Consider the following 18154-nt stretch of genomic DNA (forward strand, 5'->3'; position numbering starts at 1 on the left):
ATTTTTCAGCAATTCAACTTATACCGACAGCTCTCTCAGCTCAAGATACCTCTCCAGCTTCCGCTTCACGCGCTGAAGCGCATTGTCGATTGACTTGACATGGCGATTCAGCTCTTCAGAGATTTCCTGGTATGATTGTCCGTCCAAATATAATGCGAGCACTTTTCGTTCAAGGTCACTCAGCAGCTCTGACATTTTCACTTCAATCTGGTCAAACTCTTCCTGGTTGATAAATAACTCTTCGGGGTCCATCACTTTGGCTCCGGATAAAACATCCATCAGCGTCCGGTCCGATTCTTCATCATAAATCGGCTTGTCCAGGGAAACATAGGAGTTAAGCGGGATGTGTTTTTGCCTTGTGGCCGTCTTGATGGCCGTAATGATCTGACGGGTAATGCATAGTTCTGCAAATGCTTTGAATGATGTTAGCTTGTCCTCTCGGAAATCACGGATCGCTTTATATAAGCCGATCATTCCTTCCTGCACGATGTCCTCTTTATCTGCTCCAATCAGGAAATATGACCTTGCTTTCGCACGAACAAAATTCCTGTATTTGTGAATCAGAAAATCAAGTGCATCACTTTCTCCTCTGTGCACTGCTTCTACAATTTCTTCATCTTCCATCAACAAATAAGCTTCATTTAAACGATTCCCGATGTCAGCACTCATTTCGATCCCCCCGCCCGCACATACAGTTAGAAATATTATACAGCAGGCTTTTTTAAGGCGTCAACAGGTCAATGTTCACCTCTGCGCCATTTTTCAAAAATTTCTGCCACTTCTTTTGTAAGCGGAATCTTGGCACTTGGCTTCTTTTCCTGGATCACTTTCACGCTTTTCTCGATTTTTTTGCTGATTAAATTTGTTTCGTTAAGCAGCTCCCTTGCTGATTTCCTTAGTGCTCCCTGTCCAAAAATTGCCCATTGCTCGGTGTAGTCTGAGGTGGCTACATGAATCTGCGTCTTGCGGTTACTGAGGTCGATGGCCAGCCTTTCAATCCGCTCATCCGCAGTTTCATTTTCTTTTGTAAAAATAACTTCCACCTTATAATTTTTATATTTCTTTTGGGTTCCCGATACAAAATGGGCGTCAAAAACAATGATGACGTGATAGCCGGTATATGCCTGGTATTCAGCCATGATTTCTACCAGCCTGTCCCTGGCGGCAGAAAGCTCTCTCTTCTTCAAACTGACCAGCTCCGGCCATGCGCCAATGATGTTATAACCGTCAACAAGCAGGATATCCATTCCTATTCCCCTAGCGGATGACGTTTGCGGTGAACTTCATACATCAAGAGTGCCGCGGCAACTGATGCATTCAAGGAAGTAACATGTCCAACCATTGGAAGACTTAAAAGAAAATCACACTTGTCCCTGATCAACCTGCCCATTCCTTTACCCTCGCTGCCGATCACCAGGCCAAGAGGCAAAGTTCCATCGATTTGACGAAAATCCTGTTTTGCCGATGCATCCGTTCCAGCGATCCAGACACCGCGTTCCTTCAACTCATCGATTGTCTGCGCCATATTCGTGACTCTCGCAACCGGGATATATTCGATGGCACCAGTTGATAATTTTGCAACTGTAGTTGTCAGCCCAACAGCTCTTCTTTTAGGAATGATAATCCCGTGAGCCCCTGAGGCATCAGCTGTCCTCATGATGGAACCAAGATTGTGTGGATCCTCAATTTCATCGAGGAGCAAAAAGAAAGGAGCCTCATTTTTCTTTTCCGCTGCCGCGAACAAATCATCGATCTCCGCATATTCATAGGCTGCGACCTGGGCGATGACACCCTGGTGATTTCCATCGGCAAGGTGGTCGATTTTCTTTTTCGGGACGAATTGGACGATGACATTGGCTTCCTTCGCCATCCCGATTACCTGTTGCATTTGTCCGCTCTGAGAGCCCTCCGCTATCAAGATTTTGTTAATGTCACGCTCCGATTTCAAGGCTTCGATTACCGGGTTTTTTCCGATTATGTAATCCTGGTTTTCGTTTTGTTCTTGAAGTTGGTCAGGTTTTTGCCCATGTTTCTGGTCGCGCCTTGGCTCATGTTTGCGGTCGCGTCTTTGCTCGTTTTTCAGGTCACGTCTTTGCTCATGTTTCTGGTCACGCCTTGCCTCATGTTTCTGGTCCTGGCCTCTGGCTGGTCTGTTCTTTGGCTTATCATCCTGTCTTTGATCCTGGTTCCGAGCTGGTTTGCGCTTCTTGTCAGCAACTGGTTTTTCACTATTGTTCCGGCTTTGTTTCTGGCTCATGGAATCTTTCCTCCCTTCTATTCTTCAGCAAGTGCAAATATTGTAGTAATCAGTTCTTCGATCCGTTTCTCATTACCTGCCAGATATAGAGAACCGATCAATGCCTCAAATGCTGTGCTGTACCGGTAAGTTTGCACGTCGGTGTTTCTCGGTACGGATCCTGACTTCGCATTCCGGCCCCTTTTTACAATCGTCATTTCCGCTTCGGACAGCTTCTCCATTTCGATCAGCTTGTGGAGGTATTTCGCCTGCGATTTTGCCGATACATAAGCGGTTGCTTCTTTATGCAGCTTATTTGGCCGAACCTTGCCGCTTTGCAGCAGGTGATGCCGGACATACAGTTCATATACGGCATCACCCATGTAGGCAAGCGCTAGGCTATTCAGTTGTTTTTCATCTACTTTTTGTTCGTAATGCAGCATCATTTAGCCTCTTTTCCATCTGATGCCTTGCGGAGTGTCTTCGATGATGATATTCATTTCCTTCAACTGGTCACGGATTTCATCTGCCAGCTGGAAGTTCCTGTCCTTGCGAGCCTGAGTTCTTTTTTCGATCAAGGCTTCGATTTCTTCATCAAGCAATTCCTCATCTTTAAGCGACAAGCCGAGAACGCCAAACAAAATCTCGAATTCCTTCATGAAAGCGTTAATTACTTCCTCGGAAGTGTTTTTCTCCATCAAGTACAGATTAGATAGCTTTGAAAGTTCAAACAGAGTGGATACGCCATTTGCGGTGTTAAAGTCATCATCCATATCCTTGATGAACTGCTCACGGAGCCCAGCGATTTTATCCAGCCAACCCTGGTTGTCATCAGTAAGATTAGCGCTTGCTCCGAGTCGGTGCTTCAGATTTTGGTAAGATGTTTTCAAGCGCTCGAAAGCAGCCTTTGTCTTTTCAAGCAGCTCCTGGCTGTAATTGATCGGATTCCGGTAATGAACTGAAATCATGAAAAATCTTAATACCTGTGGGTCAATCTGCTTAATGATGTCATGAACTGTGACAAAATTGCCAAGTGACTTGGACATCTTTTCATTGTCAATATTGATGTATCCATTATGCATCCAGTAGCGGGCAAATGTCTGTCCTGTCAACGCCTCTGACTGAGCGATTTCATTTTCATGGTGCGGGAAGGCCAAATCCTGTCCGCCAGCATGGATATCGATCGTATCTCCAAGATATTCACGGGCCATCGCAGAGCACTCAATATGCCAGCCTGGACGGCCTTTGCCCCAAGGACTATCCCAAGAAATCTCGCCTTCCTTTGCCGACTTCCAAAGCACGAAGTCAAGCGCATCTTGTTTCTTTTCCCCAACCTGGATCCTTGCTCCAACCTTCAGTTCTTCAATGGATTGATGGGAAAGCTTGCCGTATTCTTTGAATTCTCTCGTGCGGTAGTACACATCTCCGCCTGATTCATAGGCAAAGCCTTTTTCAATCAGCGCGCTGATAAAGTCGATAATCAAATCCATTGTTTCCGTTACCCTTGGGTGTGCATCAGCTGTCTTGCAGCCGAGTGCATGGACATCCTCAAAGTAAGCATCGATGAATCGTTGCGCGATTGTCGGTACATCTTCCCCGAGTTCATTTGCTGCTTTAATCAGTTTGTCATCGACATCGGTGAAGTTCGAAACATAATTTACATCATAGCCGCGGAACTCAAGATAGCGGCGGACCGTATCAAAAACGATGGCCGGGCGGGCATTTCCGATGTGAATATAGTTATAAACGGTAGGACCACAAACATACATTTTCACTTTTCCCTCTTCTAGCGGGATAAACTCTTCCTTGTTACGAGTAAGTGTATTATAGATCTTAATTCCCATTTTCCATGCCCCTTCCTTGCTTCGCAACTTCAAGTACTTCATGTAATTTGACTAATTCTAGTTCTTTTTTCAATTTAACCAATTCCATTTCGATTTCCTTGCATCGATCTGCAACAGGATCAGGCAAATCGCGATGGTTAAAGTCCTTCTTGACTCTTACGCCATCCTGGATGACGATTTTTCCAGGGATGCCAACAACCGTGGAGTTTGGAGGTACATCCTTCAGGACAACCGACCCGGCGCCCACTTTAGAATTCTCCCCAATCGTGATCGAACCTAAAACCTTCGCGCCGGTCGCAATAAGAGCATTGTCGTTAACAGTCGGGTGGCGTTTGCCCTTTTCCTTGCCAGTACCGCCCAGGGTCACTCCCTGGAACACAGTCACATTATCCCCGATCTCACACGTCTCACCAATGACGACACCCATTCCATGGTCGATGAAAAAACGTCTGCCTATCTTGGCTCCCGGATGGATTTCAACTCCCGTGAAAAAACGGCTGATTTGCGAAATGGCCCTTGCGACAAAATAAAACTTCCGCTTGTAAAAAGCATGTGCCAAACGATGGGACCATATCGCATGCAGGCCTGCGTATGTCAAAACCACTTCCAGCACGCTCCTGGCAGCCGGATCTTGATCAAAAACAACATCTATGTCTTCCTTCATCATCTTAAACATGGTGAAATCCTCCTTCTTAATAAATTGTTATTGCCCTTTTGCTCAGTAGTGAGCACCCATAAAGCCGAAATTTAATTATTTAGCCTTATAAAATCCTTTATGTGACCGTAACGATGGCTTTCCTGCTTTTTCGGGCACATATTCCTAGTTTATGTGACCGTAAAGTGGCGGTCCCTCATTTTTCGGGCACATTATCCAACTTGCTCGCCAGACACCATATAAAAAAGCGCCCCTGTCGTATACGACAGAGACGCTTGATATGCGCGGTTCCACTCTGTTTAGGCTACCTTAAGCAATAGCCTCAACTTTCACCTGTTAACGGGAGGACCCGCCCGATACTACTCAGGCACTGATTGCCTTTTCGCAAAGGGACTCCGAGGCGCATTTCGAAAAATGAGAGGCCTGAACCACTTTCAGCCGGTGATGGTTCTCTCTAATAAGCGTCATTCTTCTACTTTTCCTCTTCAACACTTTGGTTATATAGAATTACTCTTACTATATTACATTTTTGTATTTCTGTTAACTAAAATAGCTTAAAAAAGTTATTAGCCTAAAAGCGTCTGGACTCTTTCCATCACTTTTTCTTTGCCGATCAGTTCCATTGCAAGCATCAGGTCTGGTCCATGAGTTTGCCCTGTGGCAGCCGCACGGATTGGCATGAACAGCTTCTGACCCTTATGGCCAGTTCCTTTTTGGACTGCCTTGACCGCTGCCTTGATTCCATCAGCCTTGAACTCTTCAAGCTTATCGATCTCCGCAAGGAAAGCATTCAGCACTTCTGGAACCTGTTCACCTGCAAGGACCTCTTTTGCTTCTTCATCATAGTCTACCTCAGCGCGGAAAAACAAATCCGACATCTCAACGATTTCCGCTCCGAAGCTCATTTTATCATGGTATAGGGAAATGAGGCCGCGAACCCAAGCATCTTCTTCCTCTGTACGATTCTCGCTGACCTTTCCAGCCTTAACTAGATGCGGAAGTGCTAGCTCGACAACACGGTCCAGATCAGCTTTTTTCATATATTGATTGTTCATCCATGCAAGCTTCTGCTGGTCAAAGAGCGCAGGAGATTTTGAAAGTCTTGCCGGGTCGAAAATCTCGATGAATTCATCCTTTGAATAGATTTCCTCTTCACCTGATGGCGACCATCCGAGCAAGGTGATGAAGTTAAACAACGCTTCAGGCAAGTAGCCAAGTTCTTCATACTGCTCAATGAACTGGATGATTGATTCGTCACGCTTGCTCAGCTTCTTGCGGCTTTCATTGACGATCAAAGTCATATGGCCAAATACCGGAGGCTCCCAGCCAAACGCTTCGTAAATCACAAGCTGCTTCGGTGTATTGGAAATGTGGTCATCCCCGCGAAGCACGTGGGAAATCTTCATCAAATGGTCGTCGATGACAACCGCATAGTTATAAGTAGGCGTGCCATCTTTCTTGACGATGACATAATCACCCATCCCGTCGGACTCAAAGCTAACCTCACCTTTTACCATATCATCGAATTTAAGGATTTTGCCTGCAGGCACCTTGAAACGAAGGCTCGGCTGGCGACCTTCAATTTCAAACTGTTCCTTCTGTTCTGCTGTAAGATTGCGGCAGCGTCCTGAGTATTGAGGAGTTTCATTGCGTGCAGACTGCTCCTCGCGCTCAGCTTCCAGCTCTTCCTCCGTGCAATAACACTTATAGGCAAAGCCTTTTTCCAAAAGCTCCTGATTGTACTTTTCATATATGTGGTTTCGTTCTGATTGGCGATACGGTCCATAATCGCCGCCAACATCGACACTCTCATCCCAGTCGATTCCAAGCCACTGAAGGTACTTCAATTGGCTTTGCTCTCCGCCTTCTATATTGCGTTTTTTATCTGTATCTTCAATGCGGATAATGAACTTTCCGCCCCTGTTGCGTGCGAATAGATAGTTGAATAGTGCTGTACGGGCATTCCCGATATGTAAATGTCCAGTCGGACTCGGCGCATAACGCACTCGGATATCTGATGACATAGTGAATCCTCCTCTAATATAGCTGTCCATTATTGTATCACTATCGATATATAAAGCGGAAGTGGCTTATCAAGCTGCCTGCGATTTATTTCTCAGTCTGCTTTAACAACACGGTTGCCTGGGAAGCGATACCTTCTCCCCGCCCCGGGAAACCAAGCTTTTCTGTTGTTGTCGCCTTGACGTTCACCTGGTCAGGGGCGCCTTCCAATAAGCCTGCAATCCTTTCACGCATGGCTTCGATATGCGGTGCCATCTTAGGCTGCTGTGCGATAATCGTGCAGTCAATGTTAACAAGCTCGTATCCTTTATCCTTCACAATCTTCCATACATGTTCAAGCAATTTAGCTGAATCAGCGTCCTTGAATTCAGGATCAGTATCCGGGAAATGTCTGCCGATGTCTCCTTCGCCGATTGCTCCAAGGCATGCATCAGCTACCGTATGTAAAAGCACATCGGCATCAGAGTGGCCAAGAAGCCCCTTTTCATATGGAATCGTGATTCCGCCAATGATCAGCGGCCTGCCCTCGGTCAATTGATGTACATCGAAACCTTGTCCAATACGAAACATAATGAATTACTCCTTTTAAAGTTGCTGGGTTTATATACTCTATCAAACACCTGATTCCTTCCGCTTGCGCAGAATCGCTTCGGCAAAATATAAATCTTCTGGTGTTGTCAGCTTAATATTATCATAGTCCCCTTCAATGATGCTGACATGATGTGGGATCCGTTCGACTAGGCTTGATTCATCTGTACCGATGAATTGCTCCCTCATTGCCTTGTTATGGGCCTCAAGCAATACGGAAGCACGGAAAGCCTGAGGGGTCTGGACTGACCACAAGCTTGAACGCTCAACTGTTTCAGCTACCCTGCCGTCGTCCGCTTTCTTGATGGTATCTTTAACAGGAACAGCCACGATTGCCCCGCCATCCTTGCTAGCGGCCTCCACGAGATTGCGGATGGTTTCTAGTCTGATGAATGGACGGGCAGCATCATGGACCAGCACGACCCCATCGATTGAATGGACTGCCCTCAGCCCGTTATATACACTGTCCTGGCGTTCCTTGCCGCCAGTGACAAGCGAAGATACTTTATGTATACCATATTCCTTCAATAAAGACTTAAACTCTTGCTCATCACTCGGGTTAATGGCTAGAATGATGCCTGAACATTCAGCATCTGCTTCAAACACCCTAAGTGTATGGATCAGGATCGGGACACCTTCCAAAGTGAGCAGCAACTTGTTTTTTCCTGCTCCCATTCTTTTTCCCTGACCCGCAGCCGGAATAATGACCTGATAAGGCATGACGAAAAACTCCTATCTCCATTGAAAAGCGCAAGCGCCTTGATCAGCCCCGACAAGCGCTGGAGGGCCTGACAGTAAAGTCGTTCTTGACTTTATTGGCAGGACCGAAATCGAAATGTGTAGCCGACTGCCCAGAAACGCAGAAACTGGAGACTCCGACAAAGAAGCGTTTTTTGCTTCTGCCGGCGGAGTTGAAGTTTCGGAGTTTCTAGGAGGCGAACTAGACAAGCGACTCGAGGGGCTAGGCGCTGGAGCTAGACACTAATCTAAGTTAAAAAAGTAATACTCTCTTATTTAGGTACGAAAAGCGCAAGCGCCTTGGTCAGCACACACAAGTGCTAGAGCTAGACATTTCTATAAGTGTAATACATATAAACGGGCAGTCGAGGCCCTGCTTCACGCCTTCAATGAGTCAATGAAGGAAGCGGGAATCAACTGCCCATAAAGGCTTGGTCCATCCGGGGATGGATCAACTGATTATGCTTTTTTCCAATAGTTTCGGCTTAGCGAAAATCATCCTGCCAGCTGATGTTTGCAGCACACTTGTTACAAGTACATCGATACGCTTTCCGATATAATCGCGGCCTTCTTCGACTACGATCATTGTGCCATCATCAAGGTACGCAATGCCCTGATTATGTTCCTTGCCATCCTTGATTACCTGAATGCTCAATTCTTCTCCAGGAAGGACAACTGGTTTTACCGCATTTGCGAGGTCATTGATATTCAGCACGGCAACCTTCTGCAATTCACATACTTTGTTCAGGTTGAAATCATTCGTGACGACAACACCATTTGTCAGCTTTGCCAGCTTTACAAGCTTGCTGTCGACTTCCTGGATGTCGTCGAAATCACCTTCATAAATCTCAACCTTGATCTTAAGTTCCTTTTGAATACGGTTAAGGATGTCCAATCCGCGTCGTCCGCGATTGCGCTTCAACACGTCAGAAGAATCAGCGATATGCTGTAATTCTTCGAGGACAAACTGCGGGATTACGATAGTGCCTTCAAGGAACCCAGTCTGGCAGATATCAGCAACCCTGCCATCAATAATCACACTTGTATCGAGTATCTTCCACTCTCTTGCACGAGTTTCTTGTTCTTTATCGGCTTCTTCTTCAGTGCCCTTCTTCTTTGACCTTGAAAATAAACCAAGCAGTTCATCACGCTTCTTGAAACCGACCTGGAATCCAAGATATCCAAATAAAAGTGTCAGAAGTGTCGGTGCGACTGTATTCACAACAGGCACCTGGATTGCATTAAGCGCAAATCCTACTAAAAATGCCACCAGCAAACCAAAGAAAAGTCCGACACTGCCAAAGAGGACATCTGTAATTGGTGCCTTGATCAGCGACTCTTCAGCCCACTTCACAAAATTGGTCACAGGATCTACGGCCCAAAAAGTAAGAAGATAAAAAATAAGTGCGCCCAAAACAGCAGTAACATAAGGATTATTGATGAGAGTCATGTCTCCCGCGTTCATTAATGATAATAAATCAGGAATTAAGAATATACCAAGCGTTCCCCCAATGATCAGGAAGCAGGCTTGAATGATACGTCTTAACATCCTTTCACCTCCTTTTACTCATTATAAACAACTTCCAAATTTTGAAACCCTCGTAATGAAAACATTTTCTTTAAATATAAACACCCAAATGATTATACGAATTTACCCTGGCAAAGGTTACGTATTTTGTACAATTAAAATGACAAAAATACAGCAAGATTGCCATAATCTCTATAGGAGTAAATCTCATCTTTAAAGTAGCATCGGGGCATGCATGTGTCAATTAAAAGCAGGCCGCCAATGTTTGGGATTACATTTGGCGGTCCGCCATCAGCTGGTCCCTGATGAGTTTAAAGCCTTCTTTGATTTTCCGGGCTCTTACTTCGCCAATGCCCTCTACATCATCCAGTTCTTCAACGGAAGCTGAAATCATATTCTTGAATTTGCTGAAACGTTTAATCAAATTCTCAGTAATGATCATTGGCAGCCGCGGGATTTTATTCAGCATCCGATATCCTCGAGGACAGATGAATTCATCCATATGCACATATCCCTGATGCCCGAGAAGCTTAAGGATGGTAGAATCCTCGATGACACCGGCCTTTGAAAGCTCCTGGAAACGAGCCATCACTTCTTCTGCCTTCACTTCTGATTCTGCTGAATAATCTTTGATGACAAGCAATGCTTCTTTTTCCATTTCAGATAATAGTTCCTGCATTTGCAGCCGGATCAGCCGGCCTTCGAGTCCGAGCTCACTCAAATATGTCAATAGCTCTGTCTTGATCCTTAATACCATTTCAAAACGATGGATAACCTGAAGCAAATCATTATATGTAACAAGGTCCTCAAATTCGAGGATTCCCAGATTGGTAATGCTTTGTTCAAGGACGACTTTATACTTTTCCAGCGTCTGGATTGCCTGGTTCGCCTTCGTCAAGATGACACCGATTTCCTTCAAGGCATAGCGAAGGTGTCCCTGGTACAGGGTAATGACATTCCTTCGCTGGGAAATTGCGATAACGAGTGCCTTCGTCTGCCTTGCTACACGTTCCGCTGTCCTGTGCCTCATCCCTGTCTCAGTAGAGGGTACTCCCGTATCAGGAGCTAACTGGGCGTTGGCGAATAAGATTTTGCTTCCCGTCTCATTCAGGATGATTGCGCCATCCATCTTCGCCAGTTCATAGAGATAGCTGGGACTGAACCTGCAGTTGATCTCAAAACCGCCGTCGACCAGGTTTTTCACTTTCTCATTGTATCCAAACACAATTAATCCACCTGTCTTGGCCCGGAGCACATTATCGATTCCATCCCTTAGAGGCGTACCTGGAGCGATAAATTGAAGGATTTCACCTAACCCTTTTTCTTCAAGCTCTTTGTGTTCCAATCCATCAACCTCCCAAGGTGACTTTTAATGCATGGCTGACAGATGATACCCCGATAAGCTCAACACCCCGTGGAGGAGTCCATCCGCCAAGATTATTCTCCGGTAAAATAATTCTTTCAAAGCCAAGCTTCGCCGCTTCCTGGACGCGCTGTTCAATCCTCGAGACTCTCCTTACTTCCCCAGTCAGACCCACCTCGCCAATGATACAATCAGTAGCGCGGGTCGGTTTATCCCTGAAGCTTGAAGCAATGCTAACAGCCACCGCAAGATCGATTGCCGGTTCATCCAGCTTCACTCCGCCGGCGACCTTCAAATAAGCATCCTGGTTAGCCAGCAGCAACCCTACACGCTTCTCCAGCACCGCCATCAGCAGCGACACGCGGTTATGGTCGATTCCGGTAGCCATCCGCCTTGGGTTCCCGAAGCTTGTTGGCGAGATCAACGCCTGGATTTCAACCAATACTGGTCGTGTTCCTTCCATCGAGGCTACAACCGTTGAACCTGAAGCTCCCTGGGATCTTTCCTCTAAAAAAATTTCCGAGGGGTTTGCCACTTCTTCAAGACCCATTTCCTTCATCTCGAAAATACCCATTTCATTCGTGGAGCCGAAACGGTTTTTGACAGCCCGGAGGATTCTGTACGTATGGTGCCTTTCCCCTTCAAAATATAGAACTGTATCGACCATATGCTCTAGCAGTCTTGGTCCGGCGATAGAGCCTTCCTTTGTGACATGGCCAACGATAAAAATCGCGATCCCCTTTGTTTTCCCAATCCTCATTAACTCAGCTGTACATTCCCTTACCTGTGACACGCTCCCCGGGGCAGAGGTCACTTCCGGGTGGAATATGGTCTGGATTGAGTCCACTATGACAAAATCCGGGTTTGTATTTTCAATTGTCAGGCTGATTTCTTGTAGATTTGTTTCCGAATAAACAAGCAGGTTATCCGATGTTACTCCAAGACGGTCTGCGCGCAGCTTCGTTTGCCTCATCGACTCCTCACCTGAAATATATAGGACTGAATGAGCCTTTTTCGCCAGCTGGTAAGATACCTGAAGCAAAAGCGTCGATTTACCGATACCAGGGTCCCCGCCAATCAACACAAGCGAACCCCTGACAACGCCGCCGCCAAGTACGCGGTTCAACTCATTCAAGTCTGTCGTAATCCGCGGCTCGCTGATTGTTTCAATACTGGTGATCGGAGTCGCCTTTGCGGCAACACCCGTATTCCCTGTGTTGGCAAACGCTCCTCTTCTTGTCGAGCCAGTGCTTTCCACTTCCTCGACCATCTTATTCCATTGCCCGCATCCCGGGCATTTCCCCATCCATTTCGGAGATTCATAGCCGCATTCCTGGCACATGAACTTTGTTTTTCTTTTTGCCATTTTCTTAGCCTCTCAATAAAAAAGTTATTATCTTTATAATAAAGCCAAACAAGTAATAAAAGAAATGATAGCGACTGAAGTACCTATGTATTTTTTTCTACTAGGCTTATTTGAGGTCATGAATCAACATGTATACTTCTTCAATTAAATTATGTTCATATCCAGATGCCGCAATTCCAACTTTTTTTTCAGAAAGGCTGTTTTCTTGCAAATCAGCTTCCGCAACCTAAATAGGCACCGGGATTCTTACGAGGGATTGTGCAAATAAAACTTGTGAAACCAAATTGAATAATAAGTTATTAGAAAAAAAGGGGTACACGTATTTTTAGTACGTATACCCCTTTTGATAACATGTTAAGCCATTTTAAACTTTTGTCGATCCTTCTGGAGTCTTGACGACGAATTCGCCATTTTCAACGTCAATGACGACATTTTGCCCGGTAAGGACAGTTCCTCTGAGCAATTCTTCAGACAGCTGGTCTTCGATATGCTTCTGGATCGCCCTGCGTAACGGACGTGCGCCGTATTCCGGATCGTATCCTTCCTCGGAAATCTTCTCTTTTGCTGCCTCTGTCAGCTCTAGTGTGATTTCCTGTTCTTTCAGGCGCTTCACAAGCTGATCGGACATCAATGTCACAATTTCCTTCAAATGTGGCTTTTCAAGTGCGTGGAAGACGATGATCTCATCGATACGGTTGAGGAATTCCGGACGGAACGCCTTTTTCAGTTCTTCCATCACTTTGCCCTTCATATCTTTGTAATCCTGTTCGCCATCCTGGATATTGAAACCAACATATTTATTCCGCTTCAACGCCTCAGCTCCGACATTGGATGTAAGGATCATGATTGTATTGCGGAAATCGACTGTCCGGCCCTTGGAGTCAGTCAATCGGCCATCCTCTAAGACCTGCAGCAAAATGTTGAACACATCTGGATGAGCTTTTTCAATTTCATCCAGCAGGATGACGGAATATGGCTTTCTGCGGACCTTCTCAGTCAATTGGCCGCCTTCATCATATCCGACATAGCCTGGAGGTGAACCGACAAGACGTGATGTCGAATGCTTCTCCATGTACTCGGACATATCGACGCGGATCATCGCATCTTCATCGCCAAACATGGACTCTGCCAATGCTCTTGCCAATTCTGTTTTACCAACACCTGTTGGTCCAAGGAAGATGAATGAACCAATAGGACGTTTCGGGTCCTTCAAGCCTGCACGAGCACGCCTTACTGCCTTGGATACTGCTTTAACTGCTTCATCCTGGCCAATAACACGGGAATGAAGGATTTCCTCAAGGTTCAGCAGTTTGTCTGTTTCGGTTTGCGCAAGCTTAGAAACAGGTATATTCGTCCAGCTGGACACCACATGAGCGATGTCTTCCACTGTCACTTCACTGTTTTCCTTGCCCTGCTTTTCTTTCCATGATTTCTTCGTATTTTCAAGCTGTTCGCGAAGACGCTGTTCTGTATCTCTTAATGAAGCAGCCTTTTCAAACTCCTGGCTTTGGACAGAAGCATCCTTCTCCTTGCGTACTTCCTCCAGCTTCACCTCAAGCTCCTTAAGGTTTGGCGGAGTGGTATAAGAGCGCAGGCGAACCTTCGAACCAGCTTCATCAATTAAGTCAATCGCTTTATCCGGCAGGAAACGGTCGGAGATGTAGCGATCAGATAATTTTACTGCCGCATCAATTGCCTCATCTGTAATTGATACTCTGTGGTGAGCTTCATAGCGGTCACGAAGCCCCTTCAAAATTTGCACTGACTCTTCCGCAGTTGGCTCATCAACAGTAATCGGCTGGAAACGTCGTTCTAGCGCAGCGTCTTTTTCGATGTATTTGCGGTATTCATCAAGTGTGGTCGCTCCGATACACTGAAGTTCGCCACGAGCCAATGAAGGCTTTAGGATATTGGACGCGTCAATCGCACCCTCTGCTCCTCCAGCACCGATCAGTGTATGAAGCTCATCGATGAAAAGAATGATATTTCCGGCCTGGCGAATTTCATCCATTACTTTTTTCAGACGGTCCTCAAATTCACCGCGGTACTTTGTTCCCGCAACAACAGTTCCCATATCAAGAGTCATGACTCGCTTGTCACGGAGGATTTCCGGTACCTCGTTATTCACAATTTGCTGTGCCAATCCTTCAGCAATCGCTGTTTTACCTACACCAGGCTCCCCGATTAATACAGGGTTGTTCTTCGTCCGGCGGCTTAACACTTCAATGACACGTTGGATTTCCTTAGCACGGCCGATGACCGGATCAAGGCTGCCTTCCCTAGCGATAGCTGTAAGGTCTCTTGCAAGGCTATCAAGTGTCGGAGTATTGGCATTAGCCGTTCCGCCTCCCTGATGACCTGAAGTTTCATTGCTTCCAAGCAGCTGTAGAACCTGTTGGCGCGCTTTGTTCAAGCTTACACCAAGGTTGTTCAGCACTCTTGCAGCCACGCCCTCTCCCTCACGGATCAATCCGAGAAGGATATGTTCTGTGCCGACATAGGAATGGCCCAACTTCCTTGCCTCATCCATGGAAAGCTCGATGACCTTTTTAGCTCTAGGTGTATAGTGGATTGTCTGGGAAGTTTCCTGGCCGCGGCCAATCAGGTTTTCAACTTCCTTCTGGATTTTCTCCGCTCCAAGCCCTAGTCCATAAAGCGCCTTTGCCGCAATGCCCTCTCCCTCACGCACAAGGCCAAGCAAGATGTGTTCTGTACCGATATTGTTATGTCCAAGGCGGATTGCCTCTTCCTGTGCGAGTGCCAATACTTTTTGTGCCCTCTCGGTAAATCGTCCAAACATCATAAGATCATCCTCCTGACTCGTCTTTTGTTTCCATTTTCAATCGTTCTCTTATTAAAGCAGCCCTGCGGATATCCCGTTCATTCGGTCTTAATGGTCCTCCCGCATATTGCTGCAAAAACCCAGGCTGAGTTAATATCATCAATTCATTCAGTATCGATTTTGATATATTTTTTATAAAGCCCATATCTATACCTAGCCTTAAATCAGAAAGGCAGCGGGCGGCTTCCTTCGTTTCGATGATTCTGCTATTGGCAAGTGTCCCATATGATCGAAACACTCTGTCTTCTAATTGTATGTTCGAAGTCTTCGCTAATGCTTCCCGCGCTGACCTTTCCTGAGATATAATCTGGCTTACGACACTTTTTAAATCGTCTACGATGTCCTCTTCCGATTTTCCGAGTGTAATTTGGTTCGAAATTTGAAAAATATTGCCGAGCGCTTCACTGCCCTCGCCGTAAATACCTCTTACCACCAAACCAAGCTGATTAATCGCCGGGACAATCCTGTTCATTTGCTGTGTCAAAACAAGACCAGGCAGGTGCATCATCACCGATGCCCTCAGGCCCGTACCCACATTAGTAGGACAACTGGTCAAATAGCCGAACTTCTCATCAAACGCATAATTGACATAGTCCTCAAGCCAGTCATCGATCTCATTGGCAGTCTTTAGTGCTTCACTTAGCTGGAAGCCAGGGAATAAACACTGAATCCTGATGTGGTCTTCCTCATTGATCATGATGCTCACTTCTTCATTTTCAGATAGAAGGACTGCACCATGAACGGAGTTTTCTGCCAGATTCGGACTGATCAGATGTTTCTCAACTAACACCCTTTTCTGCAAAGGCGGAATTTCATCCATTTTGATCATTTCCAACTGACCGAAGGCAGCTATTGATGTATTACTGGCACGCTCCATGATCGTACCTACCACTGCTTCCGCCTCTCCATTGGTGAACAGCGTCGGAAAGTTATATTCATCAAGATTCCTTGCAAAACGGATGCGAGAGCTAAGGACGATATCTGAATCAGGTCCATCATCACTCATCCAGGAGCTGACAGCCTGATTGATAAACTTCTCCAATGACAAAGGCTACTCCCCTCCCTCTTGACCTGCTGACAATTTCCTTTCAAGTTCCCTGATCTGGTCCCTTGTCTCAGCAGCCTTTTCAAATTCCTCTGCAGAAATCAGGCTTTTCATAGTTTGCTTAAGCTGATCGATTGTCTTCCTTACATGAAGGTCCCCGCCGACTCTTTTAGGGATTTTCCCATTATGCATGGAATTACCACTATGGAGCCTCCTTACAATCGGGGTCAACTGTTCGCGAAAAGCATCATAGCAAGTCGCACAGCCAAACCGGCCTACTTTCACAAACTGCGGAAACGACATCGAACATTGCGGGCACTGGGCAACTTGCTCAGCTTCAAATTCTTTTTTCTGTTCCGGAAAAGCAGGTTCCATATTCAATAATCCGGCAAGTAAGCTATTGATAGAAAAAGCAGGGCCGTTGTTCATCATAAACAGTTCGCCTTTTTCTTGTGCACATATTTCACACAAGTGCAATTCTGTTTTTTCACCATTTGAATAATTCGTGAAGTGCAGCGTTGCCGGCCTTTGATTACACTCTTGGCAGATCATGCCCTCACCTCTTTATCTGCTTTGATATTATTTATACTTCAACGCCATCAGCATGGCCTTCAACATTCTCGCACGCAGTTCATCACGCTGCGGCAGCTCTATATACAGGACAGACCTGTCGAGCACACTCAGCATGATTTTTGCCTCGCGGTCAGTCACTACATCTTCCTCTACTAGGCGGAAGATGACATGCTCAGCGCTGCTTTGCGAAATTCGAATCTGAATCAAAGACAGTAAGTCATCAATCAAATGTGCATGATCATAAGCCTGGACTTTGATGATACGGATGTAGCCGCCGCCACCCCGTTTACTCTCAACAAGATAGCCCCGTTCAATCGTGAACCTTGTATTGATGACATAATTGATCTGGGACGGCACGCACTGAAATTTATCGGCGATCTCACTTCGCTTAATTTCAACGATGTCTTTATCGCTCATTTCTAAAACCTGCTTAAGGTAATGTTCTATGATGTCCGATATATTCCTCACTAAACCTCCCCCAATCTGACTTTGACTATATTTGACTTTAATTATACAAAAAACTTTTTTTCGTTGCAATGAATGCATCCTGAATTATGTTCGTCAAAATTATGTATGCCAAAACATGACAATAAGGGGTGTGTTGGTTATTATACCCATTTTGTAACATGTGGAAACTTGTATCTGGACACATCAATGAAAAATTTGTTCAGGACCAGCTTTAATGCGAAGGAGTCGGTGCCTAATTGGTTAGATTGGCAATGTGACCAGCAATTTTCATCTATATTACGTAAGCATTCTTTCACGAAGATGCTAAATGCTGGTATATTTTATTTTCTGAGGAACTCAACTGTGCCTGTATAAGTGCTACCACTAACTTAATAAATTGCCAAAAAATATAACGATAGCTAAAAATGCAGATAACCCTAAAGTCAGGATGATCGTCGAAAAACTCCTGGCCATACTCTTCCACTCTTCCATACCTGCCATCCCTGTAAGCCCTGTTATAAAAGTCAGCAAGGTTACATATAAAAGCAGAACGAATGGATGCATGCCTAATATGTAGTAATCAATAGGCCCTGTGAAGGAAACTATAAAAAATAGTAAAATCAAGATTGTTGAAAAGATGAATGACCAGAAATTTAATTGCTTACTCATTTCGTTCCTCCTATTAGTCTTTTCATATCAATGAATCTGACCTGTTATCCCAATCACTCTTTAAAAAAACTAAAAAGTAATTAGATCTTTACAATGATCGCAGAGTAACTGGGAAGATAAGAAATGTGCTCTGATTGTTAAATAAATTCCACAAAAAAAGCGTTAATCCTTCTTGGATCAACGCACTAGGAGTTTAGAGGCAACAAGCACCTGCTTGTCTAAAGGTGCCACTACTTCT

At 45.4% G+C, this 18154-nt stretch carries 17 protein-coding genes and 1 other annotated feature; all 17 genes read right to left on the reverse strand.

All coding sequences use genetic code 11. The features are described from left to right. Positions 1-18 precede the first annotated feature (18 nt). Positions 19-669, reverse strand: a complete 651-nt coding sequence (sigH, locus tag TY49_RS14050; RefSeq protein WP_041966538.1) for an RNA polymerase sporulation sigma factor SigH — start codon at positions 667-669, stop codon at positions 19-21. A gap of 68 nt (positions 670-737) precedes the next feature. Further along, positions 738-1247: an NYN domain-containing protein gene (locus TY49_RS14055; RefSeq protein ID WP_041966539.1), complete on the reverse strand. Its 510-nt coding sequence runs from the start codon at positions 1245-1247 to the stop codon at positions 738-740. Positions 1248-1249: 2 nt separating this feature from the next. Continuing rightward, the gene (rlmB, locus tag TY49_RS14060) at positions 1250-1978 is read right to left on the reverse strand and encodes a 23S rRNA (guanosine(2251)-2'-O)-methyltransferase RlmB (RefSeq protein WP_041966554.1); all 729 of its coding nucleotides are present in this window, start codon (positions 1976-1978) and stop codon (positions 1250-1252) included. A 296-nt stretch (positions 1979-2274) separates the two neighbouring features. After that, positions 2275-2679: a Mini-ribonuclease 3 gene (locus TY49_RS14065; protein WP_041966555.1), complete on the reverse strand. Its 405-nt coding sequence runs from the start codon at positions 2677-2679 to the stop codon at positions 2275-2277. A gap of 3 nt (positions 2680-2682) precedes the next feature. Continuing rightward, positions 2683-4080, reverse strand: coding sequence for a cysteine--tRNA ligase (cysS, locus tag TY49_RS14070; protein WP_041966540.1), 1398 nt, complete (start codon positions 4078-4080; stop codon positions 2683-2685). Further along, complete coding sequence (gene cysE, locus TY49_RS14075; protein WP_041966541.1) at positions 4070-4756, reverse strand: serine O-acetyltransferase; 687 nt, start codon at positions 4754-4756, stop codon at positions 4070-4072. The genes cysS and cysE overlap by 11 nt, the downstream gene beginning before the upstream one ends. A gap of 243 nt (positions 4757-4999) precedes the next feature. Then, positions 5000-5233 (reverse strand) — a binding site (T-box leader). 68 nt (positions 5234-5301) lie between these two features. Continuing rightward, positions 5302-6759 (reverse strand): glutamate--tRNA ligase, encoded by a 1458-nt coding sequence (gene gltX / locus TY49_RS14080; protein WP_041966542.1) that lies wholly within the window; start codon positions 6757-6759, stop codon positions 5302-5304. A gap of 85 nt (positions 6760-6844) precedes the next feature. Continuing rightward, positions 6845-7327 carry a 2-C-methyl-D-erythritol 2,4-cyclodiphosphate synthase gene (gene ispF, locus TY49_RS14085; RefSeq protein ID WP_041966543.1) on the reverse strand — a complete coding sequence of 161 codons (483 nt, stop codon included), beginning with the start codon at positions 7325-7327 and terminating at the stop codon, positions 6845-6847. 42 nt (positions 7328-7369) lie between these two features. Next, positions 7370-8065, reverse strand: a complete 696-nt coding sequence (gene ispD / locus TY49_RS14090) for a 2-C-methyl-D-erythritol 4-phosphate cytidylyltransferase (RefSeq protein ID WP_041966544.1) — start codon at positions 8063-8065, stop codon at positions 7370-7372. A 469-nt stretch (positions 8066-8534) separates the two neighbouring features. Next, on the reverse strand, positions 8535-9632 hold the full coding sequence (locus TY49_RS14095) for a PIN/TRAM domain-containing protein (RefSeq protein ID WP_041966545.1): 1098 nt from the start codon (positions 9630-9632) through the stop codon (positions 8535-8537). 250 nt (positions 9633-9882) lie between these two features. After that, positions 9883-10956 carry a DNA integrity scanning diadenylate cyclase DisA gene (gene disA / locus TY49_RS14105; RefSeq protein WP_041966547.1) on the reverse strand — a complete coding sequence of 358 codons (1074 nt, stop codon included), beginning with the start codon at positions 10954-10956 and terminating at the stop codon, positions 9883-9885. 4 nt (positions 10957-10960) lie between these two features. Further along, positions 10961-12340: a DNA repair protein RadA gene (gene radA, locus TY49_RS14110; RefSeq protein WP_041966548.1), complete on the reverse strand. Its 1380-nt coding sequence runs from the start codon at positions 12338-12340 to the stop codon at positions 10961-10963. 364 nt (positions 12341-12704) lie between these two features. Then, the gene (gene clpC / locus TY49_RS14115) at positions 12705-15143 is read right to left on the reverse strand and encodes an ATP-dependent protease ATP-binding subunit ClpC (RefSeq protein ID WP_041966549.1); all 2439 of its coding nucleotides are present in this window, start codon (positions 15141-15143) and stop codon (positions 12705-12707) included. 4 nt (positions 15144-15147) lie between these two features. Beyond that, on the reverse strand, positions 15148-16230 hold the full coding sequence (gene mcsB / locus TY49_RS14120) for a protein-arginine kinase McsB (RefSeq protein WP_041966550.1): 1083 nt from the start codon (positions 16228-16230) through the stop codon (positions 15148-15150). Positions 16231-16233: 3 nt separating this feature from the next. Beyond that, positions 16234-16779: a protein-arginine kinase activator protein McsA gene (gene mcsA, locus TY49_RS14125; RefSeq protein ID WP_041966551.1), complete on the reverse strand. Its 546-nt coding sequence runs from the start codon at positions 16777-16779 to the stop codon at positions 16234-16236. A 27-nt stretch (positions 16780-16806) separates the two neighbouring features. Then, positions 16807-17268, reverse strand: a complete 462-nt coding sequence (locus TY49_RS14130; RefSeq protein WP_041966552.1) for a CtsR family transcriptional regulator — start codon at positions 17266-17268, stop codon at positions 16807-16809. Positions 17269-17631: 363 nt separating this feature from the next. Continuing rightward, a complete protein-coding gene (locus tag TY49_RS14135) occupies positions 17632-17916 on the reverse strand; it encodes a hypothetical protein (protein WP_041966553.1) in 285 nt (94 codons plus the stop codon). Between the last annotated feature and the right edge of the window lie 238 nt (positions 17917-18154).

This window comes from Mesobacillus selenatarsenatis SF-1 (assembly GCF_000813125.1).
GTDB lineage: Bacteria > Bacillota > Bacilli > Bacillales > Cytobacillaceae > Mesobacillus > Mesobacillus selenatarsenatis.